General features: G+C 63.6%; 21 protein-coding genes. 13 read left to right on the top strand and 8 right to left on the bottom strand.

The window, feature by feature from the left end:
• Window positions 1-79: 79 nt before the first annotated feature.
• The 4 genes from X744_RS145225 (at window position 80) to X744_RS145240 (ending at window position 2,323) form a co-directional block, all read left to right on the top strand.
• On the top strand, window positions 80-751 hold the full coding sequence (locus X744_RS145225; protein ID WP_023761832.1) for a PadR family transcriptional regulator: 672 nt from the start codon (window positions 80-82) through the stop codon (window positions 749-751).
• Window positions 752-864: 113 nt separating this feature from the next.
• Window positions 865-1,161, top strand: coding sequence for an HlyU family transcriptional regulator (locus tag X744_RS145230; RefSeq protein ID WP_023761831.1), 297 nt, complete (start codon window positions 865-867; stop codon window positions 1,159-1,161).
• 106 nt (window positions 1,162-1,267) lie between these two features.
• Window positions 1,268-1,750 carry a transcription elongation factor GreA gene (gene greA, locus X744_RS145235; protein WP_023761830.1) on the top strand — a complete coding sequence of 161 codons (483 nt, stop codon included), beginning with the start codon at window positions 1,268-1,270 and terminating at the stop codon, window positions 1,748-1,750.
• A gap of 132 nt (window positions 1,751-1,882) precedes the next feature.
• Complete coding sequence (locus tag X744_RS145240; protein WP_023761829.1) at window positions 1,883-2,323, top strand: hypothetical protein; 441 nt, start codon at window positions 1,883-1,885, stop codon at window positions 2,321-2,323.
• A gap of 137 nt (window positions 2,324-2,460) precedes the next feature.
• Here the strand turns inward: X744_RS145240 and X744_RS145245 are convergent, their stop codons facing one another.
• Together X744_RS145245 and X744_RS145250 are read right to left on the bottom strand one after the other, a co-directional pair.
• A complete protein-coding gene (locus tag X744_RS145245; protein ID WP_023761828.1) occupies window positions 2,461-3,663 on the bottom strand; it encodes an MFS transporter in 1,203 nt (400 codons plus the stop codon).
• Window positions 3,664-3,847: 184 nt separating this feature from the next.
• Window positions 3,848-4,306, bottom strand: a complete 459-nt coding sequence (locus X744_RS145250) for an Lrp/AsnC family transcriptional regulator (RefSeq protein ID WP_023761827.1) — start codon at window positions 4,304-4,306, stop codon at window positions 3,848-3,850.
• A gap of 169 nt (window positions 4,307-4,475) precedes the next feature.
• Between X744_RS145250 and X744_RS145255 the strand changes: the two genes are divergently transcribed.
• Both X744_RS145255 and X744_RS145260 read left to right on the top strand, forming a co-directional pair.
• The gene (locus tag X744_RS145255; RefSeq protein ID WP_023761826.1) at window positions 4,476-5,210 is read left to right on the top strand and encodes an AzlC family ABC transporter permease; all 735 of its coding nucleotides are present in this window, start codon (window positions 4,476-4,478) and stop codon (window positions 5,208-5,210) included.
• Entirely contained in the window at window positions 5,207-5,506 is a 300-nt protein-coding gene (locus X744_RS145260; protein WP_023761825.1) for an AzlD family protein, read from the top strand. Before X744_RS145255 ends, X744_RS145260 begins: the two co-directional genes overlap by 4 nt.
• 58 nt (window positions 5,507-5,564) lie before the next feature.
• Here the strand turns inward: X744_RS145260 and X744_RS145265 are convergent, their stop codons facing one another.
• Window positions 5,565-6,200 (bottom strand): FMN-dependent NADH-azoreductase, encoded by a 636-nt coding sequence (locus X744_RS145265; protein ID WP_023761824.1) that lies wholly within the window; start codon window positions 6,198-6,200, stop codon window positions 5,565-5,567.
• A 111-nt stretch (window positions 6,201-6,311) separates the two neighbouring features.
• Here X744_RS145265 and X744_RS145270 point away from each other — a divergent pair, with 111 nt between their 5' ends.
• Window positions 6,312-7,268 carry a LysR family transcriptional regulator gene (locus X744_RS145270; RefSeq protein ID WP_023761823.1) on the top strand — a complete coding sequence of 319 codons (957 nt, stop codon included), beginning with the start codon at window positions 6,312-6,314 and terminating at the stop codon, window positions 7,266-7,268.
• Here X744_RS145270 and X744_RS145275 read toward each other — a convergent pair.
• Window positions 7,201-7,827, bottom strand: coding sequence for a TetR/AcrR family transcriptional regulator (locus X744_RS145275; protein ID WP_023761822.1), 627 nt, complete (start codon window positions 7,825-7,827; stop codon window positions 7,201-7,203). The genes X744_RS145270 and X744_RS145275 overlap by 68 nt on opposite strands.
• 66 nt (window positions 7,828-7,893) lie before the next feature.
• On the opposite strand from X744_RS145275, the gene X744_RS145280 reads away from it, so the two are divergent.
• Window positions 7,894-8,319, top strand: coding sequence for a VOC family protein (locus X744_RS145280; protein ID WP_023761821.1), 426 nt, complete (start codon window positions 7,894-7,896; stop codon window positions 8,317-8,319).
• A 9-nt stretch (window positions 8,320-8,328) separates the two neighbouring features.
• On the opposite strand, the gene X744_RS145285 is transcribed toward X744_RS145280, so the two are convergent.
• On the bottom strand, window positions 8,329-9,294 hold the full coding sequence (locus X744_RS145285) for a trypsin-like peptidase domain-containing protein (RefSeq protein WP_023761820.1): 966 nt from the start codon (window positions 9,292-9,294) through the stop codon (window positions 8,329-8,331).
• A 224-nt stretch (window positions 9,295-9,518) separates the two neighbouring features.
• Here X744_RS145285 and X744_RS145290 point away from each other — a divergent pair, with 224 nt between their 5' ends.
• Window positions 9,519-10,391: a S1C family serine protease gene (locus tag X744_RS145290; RefSeq protein WP_023761819.1), complete on the top strand. Its 873-nt coding sequence runs from the start codon at window positions 9,519-9,521 to the stop codon at window positions 10,389-10,391.
• Window positions 10,392-10,399: 8 nt separating this feature from the next.
• Window positions 10,400-11,035, top strand: coding sequence for a helix-turn-helix transcriptional regulator (locus X744_RS145295; RefSeq protein WP_023761818.1), 636 nt, complete (start codon window positions 10,400-10,402; stop codon window positions 11,033-11,035).
• A gap of 7 nt (window positions 11,036-11,042) precedes the next feature.
• Here the strand turns inward: X744_RS145295 and X744_RS145300 are convergent, their stop codons facing one another.
• Window positions 11,043-11,429, bottom strand: coding sequence for a type II toxin-antitoxin system VapC family toxin (locus tag X744_RS145300; RefSeq protein ID WP_023761817.1), 387 nt, complete (start codon window positions 11,427-11,429; stop codon window positions 11,043-11,045).
• Complete coding sequence (locus X744_RS145305; RefSeq protein ID WP_023761816.1) at window positions 11,426-11,692, bottom strand: type II toxin-antitoxin system VapB family antitoxin; 267 nt, start codon at window positions 11,690-11,692, stop codon at window positions 11,426-11,428. The genes X744_RS145300 and X744_RS145305 overlap by 4 nt, the downstream gene beginning before the upstream one ends.
• Window positions 11,693-11,859: 167 nt before the next feature.
• Between X744_RS145305 and X744_RS145310 the strand changes: the two genes are divergently transcribed.
• Window positions 11,860-12,726, top strand: a complete 867-nt coding sequence (locus X744_RS145310) for an NAD(P)-dependent oxidoreductase (RefSeq protein WP_023761815.1) — start codon at window positions 11,860-11,862, stop codon at window positions 12,724-12,726.
• A gap of 489 nt (window positions 12,727-13,215) precedes the next feature.
• On the opposite strand, the gene X744_RS0138025 is transcribed toward X744_RS145310, so the two are convergent.
• Window positions 13,216-15,369 carry an OmpA family protein gene (locus X744_RS0138025; RefSeq protein ID WP_245266817.1) on the bottom strand — a complete coding sequence of 718 codons (2,154 nt, stop codon included), beginning with the start codon at window positions 15,367-15,369 and terminating at the stop codon, window positions 13,216-13,218.
• Window positions 15,370-15,628: 259 nt separating this feature from the next.
• Between X744_RS0138025 and X744_RS145315 the strand changes: the two genes are divergently transcribed.
• Entirely contained in the window at window positions 15,629-16,075 is a 447-nt protein-coding gene (locus X744_RS145315) for a YcgN family cysteine cluster protein (protein ID WP_023761812.1), read from the top strand.
• Window positions 16,076-16,353: 278 nt separating this feature from the next.
• The gene (locus X744_RS01000000170195) at window positions 16,354-16,734 is read left to right on the top strand and encodes a hypothetical protein (RefSeq protein ID WP_023761811.1); all 381 of its coding nucleotides are present in this window, start codon (window positions 16,354-16,356) and stop codon (window positions 16,732-16,734) included.
• Window positions 16,735-16,913: the final 179 nt, after the last annotated feature.

Below are 16,913 nucleotides of genomic sequence, written 5' to 3'. Positions count from 1 at the left end.
ATCGTAAGATATATCTTGACTTCCCTGCAGCATGCGCCTAATTAAGATATATCGTAAGATACAACTCAAGGAGCAATCAATGCACAAGCACAATCATTTCGGCGAGCGCATGTTCATGCACATGGCCGGCAAATTTGGTGGCAGAGGGGGCGGCGGCTTCGGCCCGTTCGGGCACGGTGGTCGTGGCGGTGGACGCGGCGGCCCCGGCGACATATTCCGTGCCGGACGAATGCTGGCCGACGGCGACCTCAAACTGATCACGCTGTCGCTGCTGGCCGAGGCGCCGCGCCACGGCTACGACATCATCAAGGCGCTGGAGGAACGCACCAGCGGCATCTACAGCCCGAGCCCGGGCGTGGTCTACCCGACGCTGACCTTCCTGGAAGAGGCCGGCTACGCCGCCTCCGCCGCCGACGGCAACAAGAAGGTATTCTCGATCACCGAGGCGGGGCAGGCGCATCTTGCCGACAACCGCGAGATGATCGACAGCGTGCTCGACCATCTCGAGCGTTTCGGCCTCAAGATGGCCAAGGCGCGCGAGTGGTTCGGCTGGAACGACGAGAGCGACGAGGGCGGCCGTCGTGGCGGTCGTGGTGGCCGTTCGCAAGCACGCGACGAGTTCCGTGCCGTGCGCCACCGGCTGCGCGCGGCTCTCGGCGACTTCGTCGATGCCCCGGCCGACAAGCAGGCCGAGGCGATCGCCATCCTCGAAGCTGCAGCCGAGGCGCTGGAAGCGCTGTCGCACAAGTAAGGTCCGCCGGCACGGCCGGACGCAGCCCTTGCCCGCTGGGGCAAGGACCGATAGTGAAATTCATCCCGCGCCACGCTACATGGTGTGGGATGAATGCTGTTGGAGGAAGCCCGATGTCTTTTCTGAAGCGTCTTTTCGGCGGTGGTGGCGGCAATGAAGCGGCCGAACCAAAAAACGCGGCACCAGCCAAGCAGGTCGAGCACAAGGGTTTTCTGATCAGCGCCACGCCCTACAAGGCGGACGGCCAGTACCAGACCTGCGGCGTCGTCTCCAAGGAGGTCGACGGTGTGCTGAAGGAACACAAATTCATCCGCGCCGACCGCTTCGCCGGGCTCGACGATGCCGTCGACATCTCGATCAAGAAGGGCATTCAATTGGTCGACGAGCAGGGCGAGCGGATTTTCGGATAGGGACGGGATTGGTCGTGGCGACAAACGTCAGCCCCCGCAGGAGGCGGAAATCCGCCACCAGTTTCTCGAATGACGGCAGTAGGCGGCAAGCAGAGAGTCTCGACAATTGAGCGTAGCATTCGCCAAGGAGGAAAGTGCTGAGGCAGCATCGGAAACGATCCTGCCGGCTCGCCCTGTCTCCGATCGGATCAACCTCGTCACGGAGGCGGGCCTCAAGATGCTGCAGGATGAATTGGCTGGCGCTCAGCAGGCTCTCGAGGCCGCCAGCATGCTGGAGGATGTCAATGAGAGGCGACGGCAGTCGGCGGTTCCGGTTCGAGATATGCGCTATTATGCCGAGCGCGTCCGTACAGCTCAACTTATGTCGGTGCCCACGTCCAATGAAGTGATCGCCTTCGGGCACACGGTCACTTTCAAGCGTGATGATGGCCGCATCCAGACCTTCCGCATCGTCGGCGAGGATGAGGCAAACCCGTCTCAAGCTTCGATTTCGCATGGTTCTCCGGTTGGCATCGCGCTGACCGGCAAAACCGTTGGCGACTTTGTCCAACTGGGGCCGTGCGAACTTGAGATCCTGTCCATTTCCTAGTTGGGCATCGGGTATGGCGCACGACCAGTGCGAGTGCCTGGAACCAATGACGGGTGAGACTGTTCAATTGTAACTTCGACAAAACGCTGACGAGCCCAGCCGTTGGGCAAGCGGCCACCTTGAGGAGTTCCTATCATGATTTCGTCCAGAATTCGTTCACTCGCGGTTGCCGTCATCGCGGCAGGGGCAGTCAGCGTTTCCGGCGCCGCGCATGCCGACAGCGGCACGATCCGCTTTGCCGTCTACAAGGCGGCCTTCTTCGTGGGTGGATCCGGAGGCGAGGGCACGCTGACCTTCCATGGTCGTCGCTACCCCATCTCGGTCGCCGGCGTCTCGGGCGGCCTCGCCTTCGGGGTCTCCAAGACGTATTTCCAAGGCACCGTGCGCCATATCAGGCGCGCCCGGGATGTGACAGGCGTATACGGCGCGGCGGGCGGCGGCGGCACGCTCGGCAAAGGGGCTCAGGTGATCGTCATGACCAATGACAAGGGCGCCCAGCTCGAACTGTCAGGCAAGCAGGTAGGCCTGCAGGTCAACGCCGATCTCAGCGGTATGTCCATCACGGTGAAGTAAGAGGTTGGTCAAGGCCTTAAAATGGACCTGGCCGTGGCGGCGCCGCGTGCCCCGGCTCAAACGCCTGCAATCGCGCCGGACAGGCCAGGCTCATGGCGCGCCTGGCCTGTCCGGTCGGAACTCGATCCGGCCGAAGACTAAGCCGGCTGCAGCTCCCTGCGCGGCAGCGGCGGGAAGGCGATGGCGATGCCGACCGCACCAAGCCCGACGAGGGCCGAGCCGATGAACAGCCAGGAATAGTTGGCGTAGGCATCGAACACCATGCCGCCGGCCAGAGGTCCGAGCGCCATGCCGAGGCTGGACAGCATGGTGGCGGCGCCGAACACGGTGCCGAGGATGTGTTGGCCGAAATATTCGCGCGCCAGCACCGCGTAGAGCGGCATGACGCCGCCATAGGTGGCGCCGAAGATGACGGCCAGCATATAGAACTGCTCGAGCCGGCTGATCGAGAGATAGGCGGCGATGACGATCGCCGGGATCGCGAGGCCCGAGATCAGTACCGGCTTGACGCCCAGGCGATCGGCAAGCACGCCGTAGAAAAGCCGCCCGCCGAGGCCGGCAAGGCCCTCGACACTGTAGATCGAAACGGCCGCCATTGGGGCGACGCCGCATAGCACGGCATAGCTGACCATGTGGAAGATCGGCCCGGAATGCGCGGCGCAGCAGGCGAAGAAGGTCAGCCCCAGCACGATGAACTGCGGCGAGCGCAGCGCCTGGCCGACCGTCAGGCCGGCACCATCGGCAGCCGGCGCGGAACCAGTGTCAGCGACGGCTGGCTTCGGTGGCTGGCGGACCAGCAGCACGGCCGGCAACAGCAGCACCCAAGCCGTGATGCCGATGTCGAACATGGCAGTGCGCCAGTCATAGGCCGAGATCAGCCAGCGGGCGAAGGGCGAGATCGTCATCGGCGCCACGCCCATGCCGGCCGAGACCAGCGATACCGCAAGGCTGCGGTTGGTGTCGAACCAGCCGGTGGTCAATGCGATCATCGGCGCAAAGAAGGCGCTGGCGGCGAGGCCGACCAGCACGCCATAGGTGATCTGGAAGGTGAGGAGCGAGCCGGCGCGGCTGGCCAGCACCAGCGCCAGCCCGAGCAGTACCGCCCCGATCGTCACGACGATGCGGGCCCCAAAACGGTCCGACAGGGCGCCCCAGGCGAAGCCGCCAAGGCCCATCACCAGGAAGTTGAGCGTCATGGCGCTCGAAATGCCGGCGCGCGACCAGTTGGTGTCGATCGCCATCGGCTCAAGGAAGATCGCCAGCGAAAACATTGTTCCGATGGCGACACAGGACATCAGCGCGCCAGCGGCGACGATGACCCAACGATAGGAAAGGCTCATTCAAATCTCCCATGCCAGAGGGCAGCGCTGCACGCTGCTTGCATCCGAAGGACGCTGGCATCGAGGCCGATCCTACAATCCGGTTGCATTTTTTATCCAGTCTGAACGGCGCTGTTTTTCGGTGGTCCTTTTTTGGACGCACGTCATTATCCTGAAACCGCTTCGCACTTTTGGGCGGCATGCGTCAGATCGGCAGTTCCGACGTGTATTTGATCGTCTGGCTGGGAACGTCCGTCTTGACGTTCTGCACGCCCTTGATGCGGCTCAGATGCTCCGACTGGAAGCGGCGATAATCATCGATGCCGGCCGCCACCACGCGCACCATGGCATCGCAGTCGCCGAGCATCAGATAGCACTCCATCACCTGCGGCAGCTTGGCGACTTCGGTGGCGAAATGCTCGATCGTGTCCTCGTCCTGTGCCTTCAGCCAGATCCGGGTGAAGAAGGTCAGGCCCTTGCCGATGCTGGCCGGGTTGAGCACTGCCACATAGCGGTCGATGATGCCGGCTTCCTCCAGCAGCTTCACGCGCCGCAGGCAAGGTGAAGGCGAAAGCCCGACCTCATTGGCCAGATCGTTGTTGGCCATGCGGCCGTCGCGTTGCAGCGCCCGCAGGATCCGTCTGTCGATCTCGTCAAGTTTCATGGCGTTTGATTCCATTTATTCGGTGATTGGTGACACCAAATGCCAAAATTCCGTGAAACACAACGATCTTTGCAACCAAATTGCGGGCCGATATCGGTATGTTTGCCGCGACATCAGTTGATTTCAACCGCAGGGAAGAGGCGGCCGCGAGGCCAGCCGATGGATAACCATGAGCATTACACAGGAAGTCGAGACGGCGGGCGATGGCACCGGATCCGAATTCCGGCGCGGCGTGGCGTCATGCGCGCCGATCCTGTTCGGCACCATCCCCTACGCGCTGGTGCTTGGCGCCCAGGCCGCGCAGAGAGGCTTGAGCGTTGTCGAACTGTCGGCAATGACGGGACTGAATTTTGCCGGCGGTTCGGAATTCGCGGCGATCCAGTTGTGGACCTCGCCGCCGCACGTCGTGCTCATCGTCGCCATCACCTTCCTGGTCAACAGCCGTCATTTGCTGATGGGGGCGGCGCTGGCGCCGTTCCTGCGCTCCCTGCCGCGGCGCAAGGTCTTTCCGGCGCTGTTCTTGATGTGCGACGAAAGCTGGGCGCTGGGCTTGGCCGACTCCAGGCAGCGCAGGGCTGCCGGCATCACGCCGGCCTTCAGCCCGCGCTACTACATGGGCGCGGCATTGGCGATGTATCTCACCTGGGTGGCCTTCACCACGCTGGGTACCTTGCTCGGCCCGATGCTCGGCGACGTCGGGACCTACGGTTTCGAAATGGCGTTCCCGGCCGTCTTCCTGGTGCTGATGCGCGGCATGTGGACGGGCATGGCGGCGGCGCGGCCCTGGCTGGTCAGCCTCGTCGTCGCGGCACTGTTTTATCTCTTCATCCCGGGCGCCTGGTATGTCGCCGCCGGTGCGGTGTCGGGGCTGGTCGCGGCCTGGCTGATGGCAGGTGATGTATGATCGACGCAACGACCGTGCTTGCCATCGTGCTGATGGCCGGCGTTACCTACCTGACGCGGATCGGCGGCTATGTCTTGCTGCGCAACCGCACGCTCAGTGCGCGTGCCACGGCGGTGATGGAGGCAGCGCCCGGTTGCGTGCTGATCTCGGTGATCGCGCCTGCCTTCGTGTCGCGGAATCCGGCCGACCTTCTGGCGCTGGCGATCACTTTGATCGCGGCGACGCGGCTGTCCATGCTGCCGACCGTTCTGATCGGGGTCGCTTCGGCGGGGCTGTTGCGGCATCTGATTGGCTAGAACGAAAAAAGGCAGGCGCGGCGCGCCTGCCTTTTTCAATCCAGATGATCGGTGTGACTTACGCTGCCGCCGCGACATCCCGGGTGGCGGCCACTACGGCGTCGACCTTTGCGGTCGCCTTGGCGAGCGCCGATGCTACCGCGTCAGGCCCCATGCTGACGCCTTCGATGCGAATGACGTCGACATCGGTCATGCCGAGGAAGCCGAGCACGCCGCGCAGGTAGGGAATGGCGTGATCGAACTGCACGGCAGCACCTTCCGAATAGATGCCGCCGGAAGCCAGCACGATATAGACCTTCTTGCCGGTGACGAGGCCCTTGGGGCCGTTCTCGCCATAAGCAAAGCTCTTGCCGGAGCGGGCGATGTGATCGACCCAGGACTTCAGCGTCGAGGAGATGTTGAAATTGATGAAGCCGGTGGCGAGGATCACCGTATCCGCTGCGAACAACTCGTCCAGCACGACATCGGAAACGCCGACCACCTCGGCCTGACGCTCAGAGCGGGCTTCGGCCGGCGTATAGATGCCGGTCGCATAGTCGGCATCGATGTGCGGCAGGGGGTTGGCGACGAGATCACGCACCACGAGCGTGTTGGACGGATCGGCGGCAAGCAGTTTCTCGGCGAATTCGGTGGCGATGCGGGTCGAGTGCGAAGCAGCGCCACGCGGGCTTGAGGTGACAAGAAGAATGGACATGTTGGCTCTCCAGCGGGTTGTGATGAATTGTCCCGGCACATATGGGGCTACCAACCCATTCGATAAACGGATATAATTTCTATACGATCCATCCATAAAGTAGATATAGCGATGCAGCCCAACCCGACGCTCGACCAACTTCAGATACTGGTGACGGTCGCCGAAAGCGGCAGCTTCTCGGCGGCCGGCCGTAAGCTCAACCGATCGCAATCCGTCATCAGCTACGGCATTGCCAATCTTGAGGCGCAGCTCGGCCTGAAGCTGTTCGAGCGCGAGGGTACGCGCGAGCCGCAGCTGACCGATATCGGGCGGGCGATGCTGGAAGATGCGCGTCGTATGATCGGCGTGCTGCAGCGCATGCGCTCGCGCGTCGACAGCCATCACCAGGGGCTTGAGGCTGAAATTGCGCTGTCGGTCGACGCGGCGCTGCCCTCACCGGTGCTGGTTCGAGTGCTGAAGGCATTCGAGGCGCAGTTTCCGACGGTGATGTTACGCGTGCACATTGGTACGCTTGGCTTGATCCCCGATCACGTCGTCAGCGGCCAGGCCGACCTTGGCATTGGCGGCCTGCTGGGCGAGGTCGACGTGCATCTTGTGCGTATCGGCTTCATGTCGATCGTTCTGGCAGCCGCGCCCACCCACCCGCTGGCCTTGCTGCCAAAACCGGTGGCGATCGAGGATGCGCGCGAACACACCCAGCTGGTCGTCACCGACCAGTCGGAGCGCACCAAGGGACGTGACTTTGGCGTCTACGCCTACCGCACCTGGCGGCTGACGGACATGCGCACCAAGCATACGCTGATGCGCGAGGGGTTGGGCTGGGGCGGGCTGCCGCGCTGGCTGATCGCCGACGATCTGGCGAGCGGCCGGCTGGTCGAAATCGATCTCGAGTCCTTCAGGGAGGTGAGTTCTCCCTTGTTTGCCATGCACCGCAACGATCGCAGCCCGAAGCCGGCAGCGGCCTGGCTGATCGATCAGTTCAAGCGCCAACTCGGCTGCTTCAACGAGTTCGAGCCGGGCGAGGTGCCTGAAGACGGGCCGGAGACAGCCCATCGATCAGCGCTATGAGCACGGCGTGATAATCCTGCGCTGATTCGCCGGCTTCGATGGCGAGCGCGGCGCGGTCGAAGGCAGCGGCAAAGAGCGCCGTCAGTGCCTCCGCCGGCAATCTCGTCATCGTCTGCGCCCGCATTGCCGCAACCAGACCTTCGCGCAGCGAGCGGTTGCCGTGACGGTTGTCGATCTCGTCCATGGCGGCGCGGCCAAGCACGGCCGGCCCATCGAGCAACAGCAGCCGTGTGCGGCCGGGCGCACGCATGGCGGCGAGATAGGCACACGAACCGGCAATCAGCGCGTCGCGCGCATTGAGCGAGGGCGGCGAGGCGTGCTCGATCTCCTCGGCGACAGCTGCCGCCTCCTGCTCGACCACGGCGGCAAACAGCGCCTGCTTGTCGGCGAAATGGTGATAGAGCGCGCCGCGCGTGACGCCGGCGGCGGCGACAATCTCGGGCGTGCCGGTCTCTGCATAGGATTTTTCGGTGAACAACTTTCGCGCAGCGGCGATCAGATCGGCGCGCGTCGCCTCGGTGCGGTCGCGGTTGGAGCGACGTGCGGAGTCCTGTTGCATACATGCAGCCTGTATGTTAATTCAATCTACATGCAGACTGTATGTTAATAGACGGGAGAAGGAAAGATGAAGACCACGAGCTATTATCCGGTGCTGATGACCGGCGACGTCGCCGGCACAACGGCTTTTTATGTCGAGCATTTCGGCTTCCAGCCGCTGTTTGAAAGCGGCTGGTACGTGCATCTGCAATCGGTGGAGAGCAAACGTGTCAATCTCGGCATTGTCCAAGGCGACCACGAGACGATCCCTGAGGAGGGGCGGGGCCGCACATCGGGCCTGTTGATCAATTTCGAGGTCCGCGACCCGGACGCGGTCTATGAGCGGATCCTTGCCGCCGGCCTGCCGATCCTGCGCTCTCTGCGCGACGAACCCTTCGGCCAGCGCCACTTCATCACCAGGGATCCCAATGGCGTGCTGATCGACGTCATCAAGCCGATTGCGCCGAGCGAGGAATTTCTGGCGCAATATGCGGAAGGGGCGGCGGGAGCCTGAGCGTCAGCCCTAGCCAGCCCTTGCCACCGGCGTCACCGTCACCTGGCTGACGCCGGTGCGGCGCACGACGGTGCACAGCGTTTCGCGGCCGATGCGATCGGCGTCGAGCATACGCACCAAATCGTCGACCCCGGTGACCGGGCGGCCATCGATGGCGGCGATGATGTCGCCTTCCTTGAAACCCGCTATTGCCGCCGGGCCGTTCTTCTCGACGCTGCGCAGCCGGACCGCCGTCTTGCTCGACACTTGCGACAGAAGCGCGGCGCGGCGTGGCAGACTGGTGGTGTCGGCCGAGACGCCGATGAAGGCGCGGCGCACGCGGCCGAAGCGAATGATCTCCGAAATGACGAAGTTGGCGGTGTTGGAAGCGACGGCGAAGGCGATGCCTTGCGCGCCATGGATCATGGCGGTGTTGACGCCGATGACCTCGCCGGCCGACGAAACCAGCGGTCCGCCGGAATTGCCGGGGTTTAGCGCCGCATCGGTCTGGATGACATCGTCGATCAGCCGGCCGGTGGAGGCGCGCATCGAGCGCCCCAGCGCCGAGACAACGCCGGAGGTGACGGTCCACTCGAAGCCCAGGGGGTTGCCGATGGCAATGGCGATCTGGCCGCGCCGCAGCCGCTTGGAATCGCCCAGCGGCGCGATATCGGCAAAGCTGCCGTCGGCGCGCACCAGTGCTATGTCGGTGTCCGGGTCGCGGCCGAGCACGTGGCCTTCTCGCGAGGCGCCGTCCGGCATCGAGACGCGCACCGTTCTTGCGTCGCCCACGACGTGAAAATTGGTGACGACCAGCCCGTCCTGCGCGATGACGAAGCCCGAGCCATGGCCGCCCTGACCGCTGATGCGCTCGATGCGGCAGACGGCAGGGCCGATGCGGTCGACCGCGTCGGCAACCGTCGTCGAATAGGCGTCGAGCAGCGTGCCGTCGGCTAATCTGTCGTCAGTTTCGAATTTCGGGGCGAGGCGGGCCATCGGCGGGGTTCCATGTTGTCGGGCGCAAGGACGATTTTTTCCTGCGCGCCGTTGTCCCAAAACCGCTGAGCACTTTTGGGCGACACGCACTATATGTGCGGAGCGGCTGGACCGGCCGCGACCTGACCAGATGGCCAGTCAAACCGCCAACTAGCCGTCAGGCGAGTACCTTCGGGCGCGCTGTCGAGCGATATCTGGGGCATGAGAAAACCCAGGAGACCAACATGAGCGATTTCAATCTGAGTGCGTTTTCGGAAGCCATCGCCGATCTCGCCGCCAAGGCGGCACCGGCAACGGCAAGTTTCGCCACGCATCAGCATCGGACGGCAAGCGCCTTCCACTGGCGTGACGGCTACTTCGTCACCGCCGAAGAGGCTGTCGAGGCAGGCGAGGAGATCGAGCTGGTGTTGGCCTCGGGTGAGACGGTGAAGGCCGAGCTCGTCGGCCGCGATCCTTCGACCGGCGTTGCCCTGCTGAAGCCGGCTGCTGCCGTCAACGCAGCGCCGTTGGCCAAGGCCGGTGCGGTGCGGCCCGGCAATGTCGCCATCGCCATCGGCAACAGTGACGGTTCCGCTCTGGCCGTGTCGGGCTCGGTCGGCGAGGTCGGTCCGGCCTGGCGCTCGATGCGCGGCGGCAGCATCGACCGGCGCATCAATCTTGCGGTCGGTGCCGGCGGCCGCTTCGAGGGTGGCCCGGTGCTCGACGCCAAGGGCGCACTGATCGGCATGCTCTTGTTCGGACCGCGTCACCGTGCGCTGGTGATGCCTTACGAGACGATCGAGCGAGCGGTCGCGACGCTGCGCGAAAAGGGCCATGTCGCGCGTGGATATCTGGGCGCCGGCCTGCATCCGGTGCGCGACCGCGACGCGCATGGCGCGATGGTGATGAGCCTCGACGAGGATGGCCCGGCCAAGGCTGCCGGCCTCTCTCTTGGCGATATCATCGTAGCGTGGAACGGCGAGGCCGTGCATGGTCCGCGCGACCTGATCCGCAGGCTCGGGCCCGACAGCGCCGGCGCTTCGGTGACGCTCGGCGTCGTACGCGGCGGCGAACAGCGCGATGTCGCGCTGTCCGTCGGCGAAAAGCCGCTTTCCTGAGAGGAGTGATGGATACGCTCACCAGCGACCGGATCATGACTGACGGTGCCGTCTCGCGGCGGCTGGTGGTGCTGATTGCGCTTGGTGACGCGTCGCGCGCCGAGCGCCTGGCTGCCTCGCTTGCCGCGAGCGAAGACCTGCTGCCGGTCGTGGCCGGTGATGGCAAAGCCGATGTCGCCATCATCGACGACAGGAGCGTGGACGCCGTGCCGGTGTCCACGCCACGGGTGCTGCTGTCGGGACGCGCCAATGGCGGGCGACCCGCTGGCGAGGTATTGGCCGTCATGCCTGTGGACGCGGACGATTTGTTGATCGCTGCCGCGGCGCGACTGGCTGCGGCCGGCTATCGCGTATCGGGCGACGGCAGAAGCGGGCGCCTTGAGGACTTCCATCCGGGCGACGGCGAGCCGTTCGAGGATGAAGCCTCCGACGAGCATGCGATCCGCCCAACACTGTCGCCGCGCGAGGCGGAAGTATTGGCGCTGCTGGCCGAGGGAGCGCCCAACAAGGTTATCGCACGGCGGCTGAACATTTCCGTGCACACGGCGAAGTTTCATGTCGCCGCGATCCTGATCAAACTTGGCGCCGCCAACCGCACAGATGCCATCGCTATCGCGATGCGGCAGGGGCTGGTGCTGGTCTAATTGTACATCACACCGCTTCGATGTCGGTTAGCCGGAAATCATCACCCTTGAACAGCAGCGGCATGGCTTCGAGACGCGCCGTGGCGTAGGCGATGCAGTCGCCAAAATTCAGCGCGGCCGGATGCCGGCCCTTGCCGTAGCGCAGGAAGGCCTGGCGTGCGACCGCGGCATGGTCGGCGGTAAAGGCAACGGTCTCGATCGAGGCGGTGCGCAGGAAGTCGTCTAGGCGATCAAGGATTTCATCCTGCCTGCCGCCGGCGAGCACCATCGTCGTTTCAAGAAACGTTGGCGCCGCCAACAGCCGCCTTTTGGCCTGTGCGATCGCCAACACGAAACGATCGTAACCAGGCTCGGCGCGCAGGATAGCAACCAGGGCCGAGGAATCGATGATCATTTCGTCGGGATCCCGAACTCGTCGTAACCGAGGATTTCGTCCTCGGTCATCGCATTTTCGCGTTTGGGGATTTTTCCGGCACTGTCGGAGATAGCCATCAACCGCTGAAACAGGTCGCTGGTTTCATCGCGCGGCACCAATCGCTCGCGCGCAACTTCGCGCTCGAGACTCTGGCGGATGGCCTCGGTCACCGACACGCGGCGGCGGCGAGCGAGTTCGCGCGCCATTTGCTCGACTTCCATGTTCTTAATCGACAGTGCCATGCTATATTCTACCTATCTGTATAGAATATATACATCGAACGCTCAGCAATTCCAATAGGTTTGGACCGTAGGCCGCAGCGTCACCATGGCATCCCGCCGCAAGCTCTTGTATCCGTGACCGCCACAGGCAAGGATTGCGCAAGGAAAAATACGCAGGCGGAGGAAAAATGTCGCTCAAGGGAAGGACGCTGTTCATCTCCGGCGGGTCGCGTGGCATCGGGCTGGCGATCGCGCTGCGTGCCGCGCGTGACGGCGCCAATGTGACGATCGCCGCCAAGACCGCTGAGCCGCATCCCAAGCTGCCGGGCACGATCTACACGGCGGCTGAAGAGATCGAGCGGGCCGGAGGCAAGGCGCTACCTGTGCTGTGCGATATCCGTGAAGAGGCGCAGGTTGCCGACGCGGTCGCCGGAACCGTCGAAAAGTTCGGCGGCATCGACATCTGCGTCAACAATGCCAGCGCCATCCAGCTCACCGGCACGTTGGAAACCGACATGAAACGCTATGACCTGATGCATCAGATCAACACGCGCGGCACCTTCCTCGTTTCCAAAATGTGCATTCCACACCTGAAGTTAGCCAGCAATCCTCATATCCTGAATCTGGCGCCGCCGCTCGACATGAAGGCCAAATGGTTCAAGAACCACGTCGCCTACACGATGGCCAAGTTCGGCATGTCGATGTGCACGCTGGGGATGAGCGCCGAATTCGCCAGGGATGGCATTGCGATAAATTCGCTGTGGCCGATCTCGACCATCGACACGGCGGCGGTGCGCAATCTGCTCGGCGGCGCGACAGTGGCGGCGATGAGCCGTTTGCCCGACATCATGGCCGATGCCGCGCATGCCGTCTTCATGCGGCCGGCGCGCGAGACCACGGGCAATTTCTACATCGACGAAGAGGTGCTGCGCGCCGAGGGCGTCAGCGATTTCTCGGTCTATTCACCTGACGCGAACGGGCCTCTGGCCGGCGACTTTTTTGTGCCGGACGAGGTGTTTGCTAATTCGAGCACGAAGATAAGAGGGATCTATTAGAGTAATTCCAGGAAAAGCGTGAAACGGTTTTCCCGGGAAAAGCGCATAGCGCTTTCCTTGGGAGTTGCGTCAAAAACAAAGAGTTAGAGCAGTTTTCAGAACTCAGAAGCGCGGAGCCACCAGCGCGTCGATTGACGAGCTGTCAGCTGATCCGTGATGGCGTGTCCGTGGGCTGAGCGAGCTCCGCCTGGTTCCGGTCGGCGCTGCGGGCTGCGGAGCTATTTCGGTCAGGTCGCTCCGGTTTGCAATTTGCAAGACAAAGCCCCGCCGGAGAGGGTCCGGCGGGGCTCAATACGTCCCGCTGGAGTCGGGACGGGGCAGGGAACGCCCAATCCTGAATCTGGGGTAGGTGCGCCTTCTATTCAATGAGCCCGGTTGCATACCGGAACATTTCTTGAACTTGGGACGTCGATCCATCCCCGGTGAAGCCGGGGATGGATGCTTCTCGTGCCGATTCCACAAACCAGGTCATGGCATTGAAATCATGGCTTAATTGTTGCTGGCGACAGGCGCCACCAGCGGGGTGATACGGCGGATCGCAACGCGTCGGTTCTCGCGGTTGGGTCCCGCCGTGTTGACCTTCAGATACTCCTCGCCATAGCCCTGTGTCGTCAGGTTTTCCGGCGGGATGCCGAACGCGTTGGTCAGCGCCTGAGCCACCGCTTCCGCGCGGCGATCGGACAGAGCCAGGTTTGCCTCTGGCGTGCCCACCGCGTCGGTGTGGCCTTCGATCAGGAAGGTCTCGGCCGGGTTCTTCTTCAACAGCTTCTCCATGGCGGTGGCGACGCCCTCGAGCTTCTGCACCTCGGTGTCGGAGATCGAGGCCGAACCGAAATCGAAGTTGAGCGTATCGAGATCGACGCGCCGTGCGATGTCGCGCACACGGGCCGAGCGCTTGACCTCGTCGATTGAGTAGAGGCGTTGCACCCGTTCCACCGGCGGCTGTTCGAGGAAGGTGTAGTAGTCGTCGGGATCCTCTACATTCTCGGAGTCCAGAATGTACTCCTCGCGCGGAATGGTGAGCCGCATCGGCGGCAGGTCGTCGCCCGGATCGCGCCAGTCGCCCTCATCCTCATACTGGCTCTCGTCGACATAGCTCAGCACATACTCGTGCCCATCCGGAGCGATTCGCGAACGCTGGATGATGTCGCCGTAGCGGTTGCGGATGGTGATGATCCGGACACCGTTGTCACGCTCGACAATTTCCCGGGTGCGATCGCCCGACAGGTCCTCATAATACACGTTCCTGGCGCCGCGATGCATACGTGGAGCGTCACTGCTTTCCACGATCGTCTGGTTGTTGAACTGGAGGATGACGCGGTCGCCGAGTTCCCTGACGACGTCGACGCCTTGCGGACGCCGGCGGTCGCGGACGTTCTCATCGGGTGCGCGCTCGACGCGTTTGCCCTTTTCCTCCGTCACGGGAGCGATCTTTTCAGGCTGGATTGCCTGCTGGGCCGCCCTGTCGTCGGTGGGTGGTGGTCCCTGGTCGACCGGAGCAGGCTTTGGAGCCTGCGCCTGCTGACCATTCTGCTGGGTGGGCTGGTTGGCCTGCTCACTCGCATTCTCGCCTCCCTGCCGGCCATTCTTGCCCTTGCGCTTGCGCAGGACATCCTTCTGGCTGTCTAGGATGGGGGCTGCATTCTTGTCGGCCGGGGCCTCAGTCTGGGTCGCATTTTCACCTTGGGCCGGCTGTTCACCTGGGGCCGGCTGTTTGCCAGTCAACGGCTGCCGGCCATTGGCGGGTTGTTCGGCCGTCGACGGTTGTTCTCCGGTGGCCGGCTGCTCTGCCGTTGCCGGCTGTTCGCCGACAGGCTTCTTGCCGCGCTTCTTCTTTTCCTGAGGCTGTTTGCCCTCGGCCGGCGCCGCCTGTTGCTCGGGCTGAAGCGGCTCGGCCTGCGGAACCGGCTCGCCGGCGGGCGCTTGCTTCCTGGCCGGCGCTTGTTCGGCGGGTGCGGCTTCGATCTGCTGGTCCTGCTTGTGCTTCTTGCGCAGGGGCTGTGGATTGTTGTCGTTTGCCGGGGCGGCCTGCTGTGCAGGCTGTTCAGCCGGCGCCTGCTCCGTCTGCTGCTGCTGGTCGCGCTTCTTCCTGCGCGGCTGTGGTTGCTCGGCCGGAGCGGCCTGTTCGGCAGGCGCCTGCTGGGTCTGCTGCTGCTGATCGCGCTTCTTCCTACGCGGCTGCTGTTCTTCGGCCGGAGCGGCCTGTTCGGCCGGCGCCTGCTGGGTCTGCTGCTGCTGATCGCGCCTCTTCCTGCGCGGCTGCTGTTCTTCGGCCGGAGCGGCCTGTTCGGCCGGCGCCTGCTGGGTCTGCTGCTGCAGATCGCGCCTCTTTCTGCGCGGCTGCTGTTCCTCGGCCGGAGCGGCCTGTTCGGTCGGCGCCTGCTGGATCTGCTGCTGCTGATCGCGCTTCTTCCTGCGTGGCTGCTGCTCCTCGGCGGGCTGCTCGCGCTGGGCAGGCGCTGCCTGCTGTTCAGGCTCGGGCCTCTTGCGCTCGGGCTTTTGTTTCGGCTCGGCCTGCTGCTTCTTTGCGCAGGCTTCTGCTGATTCGCCCTCGGCGCATGCTGCTTGCGCCAAATTGAATGGGACCGACGTGCGCTGGGTAGGGCCGAACGCGGCACTTTCCTGAAGCGGGAACGCGCCCAAAGGCGTGGATGCTATCAGCAGGCCAAGTGCGGTGCCGGCCAGAATCCGTGGTTGGCGTTTCATCGAAAACTCTCCTTATGGGGTCCCATCCTTGCCGAAACCTATCTTGCGCCGATTGGTTCCGGTTTGGCGTGAATAGAGGCCGCGCAGGGCGATTGGCCGCCCTTTTTAAGGCAACTTCGTGTCTTTCACCCGCCGCCGGCGCATTCCTCCCGTTGCCATGCTTGACCTTGCCGGCGGCTGGGGCCACATGCCGGGGATGGAAACGCCATTCTGGAAAACCAAATCCCTGGAGGCGATGAGCCCGACCGAGTGGGAATCGCTCTGCGACGGCTGCGGCAAATGCTGCCTGTCGAAGCTTGAGGATGAGGATTCTGGTGAGATTTACTGGACCAGCGTCGGCTGCCGGCTGTTCGACGCCCAGACCTGTCGCTGTTCGGACTACGCCAACCGGCTGGCACGCGTCCCCGACTGCGTCGGGCTGACGCCACAGAATGTCCGCACCATCAGCTGGCTGCCCAGCACTTGCGCATACCGGCTGGTGGCCGAGGGCCGCGATCTCTACTGGTGGCACCGGCTGGTGTCGGGCAGCGCCGAGACCGTGCATGAAGCCGGCATGTCGATGCGCGGCCGGGTCAAGGCGAGCGAAACCGATCTCGCCGAGCCGGAAGACTATTTTGATTACATGCTCGACGAGGAGCCGTAAGGCTCGCGCTGGGCCGACGAGCCAGAGGCTCGCGCTGGGACGACGAACCACAGGGTTCGCGCCGGGGACGCCTGACCCTCAGCCAATCGGTTGGATCGGAAACAGGCGGCGTTCCTATCGTTCACCGGGATGGGGACGAATGGTCGGCAATTTCCTTTTTCCCGCCACATGAACCAGAGATGAACGTCAGGTTCGCAAAGAGTTCAGACAGGCCAGCGCATTCTCCCTCCATCGGTTCACGAGGACGGGCGAAAGCCCGCAATAAAGGAGAGAAGACAATGTTCACCACCATCAAGACGGCAGCCCTTTCGGCTCTGGTCGGTCTCGGCACGCTGACGGCTATTCCCGCTCATGCCGACAGCCTCTATCTTGGCTTCGGCAACAACAACGACCCGCGTTTCGGCGTCTATACCGGCGACGACGGCTATCGCTATCGCCGTGATGAACGCCGCGGCGACTGGCGTGATGAACGCCGCGGCGGCTGGCGTCGTGGCTGTTCGCCGGACCGCGCGCTCGACAAGGCCGAACGCATGGGCCTCTACCGTGCCCGCATCGTCGACGTCAGCCGTCGTACGGTGAAGGTGATGGGCCGCCAGGACGGCGACCGCGTCGTGGTCGTGTTCGCCAACGAGCGCGGTTGCCCGGTTATCTACCGCTAAGGCTGAGGCCGGACTCATCCGTACTCATAGAAGCATGATCTTCTGCGTGGATGGGCCTGCTGCGACAATCAACCCGAGAACATGATCTTCTGCGAAGATCAGTTCGGACGGCATGATCCTCTGCGAGGATCAGCAGGGGGACACGACCTTCTGCGAAGGTCAAGCGGCATGATCCTCTG

The organism is Mesorhizobium sp. LNHC252B00, assembly GCF_000502955.1.
Taxonomy (GTDB): domain Bacteria; phylum Pseudomonadota; class Alphaproteobacteria; order Rhizobiales; family Rhizobiaceae; genus Mesorhizobium.
The sequence above is the reverse complement of the archived record's forward strand: the minus strand, read 5'-3'. Positions and strand labels throughout refer to the sequence as shown.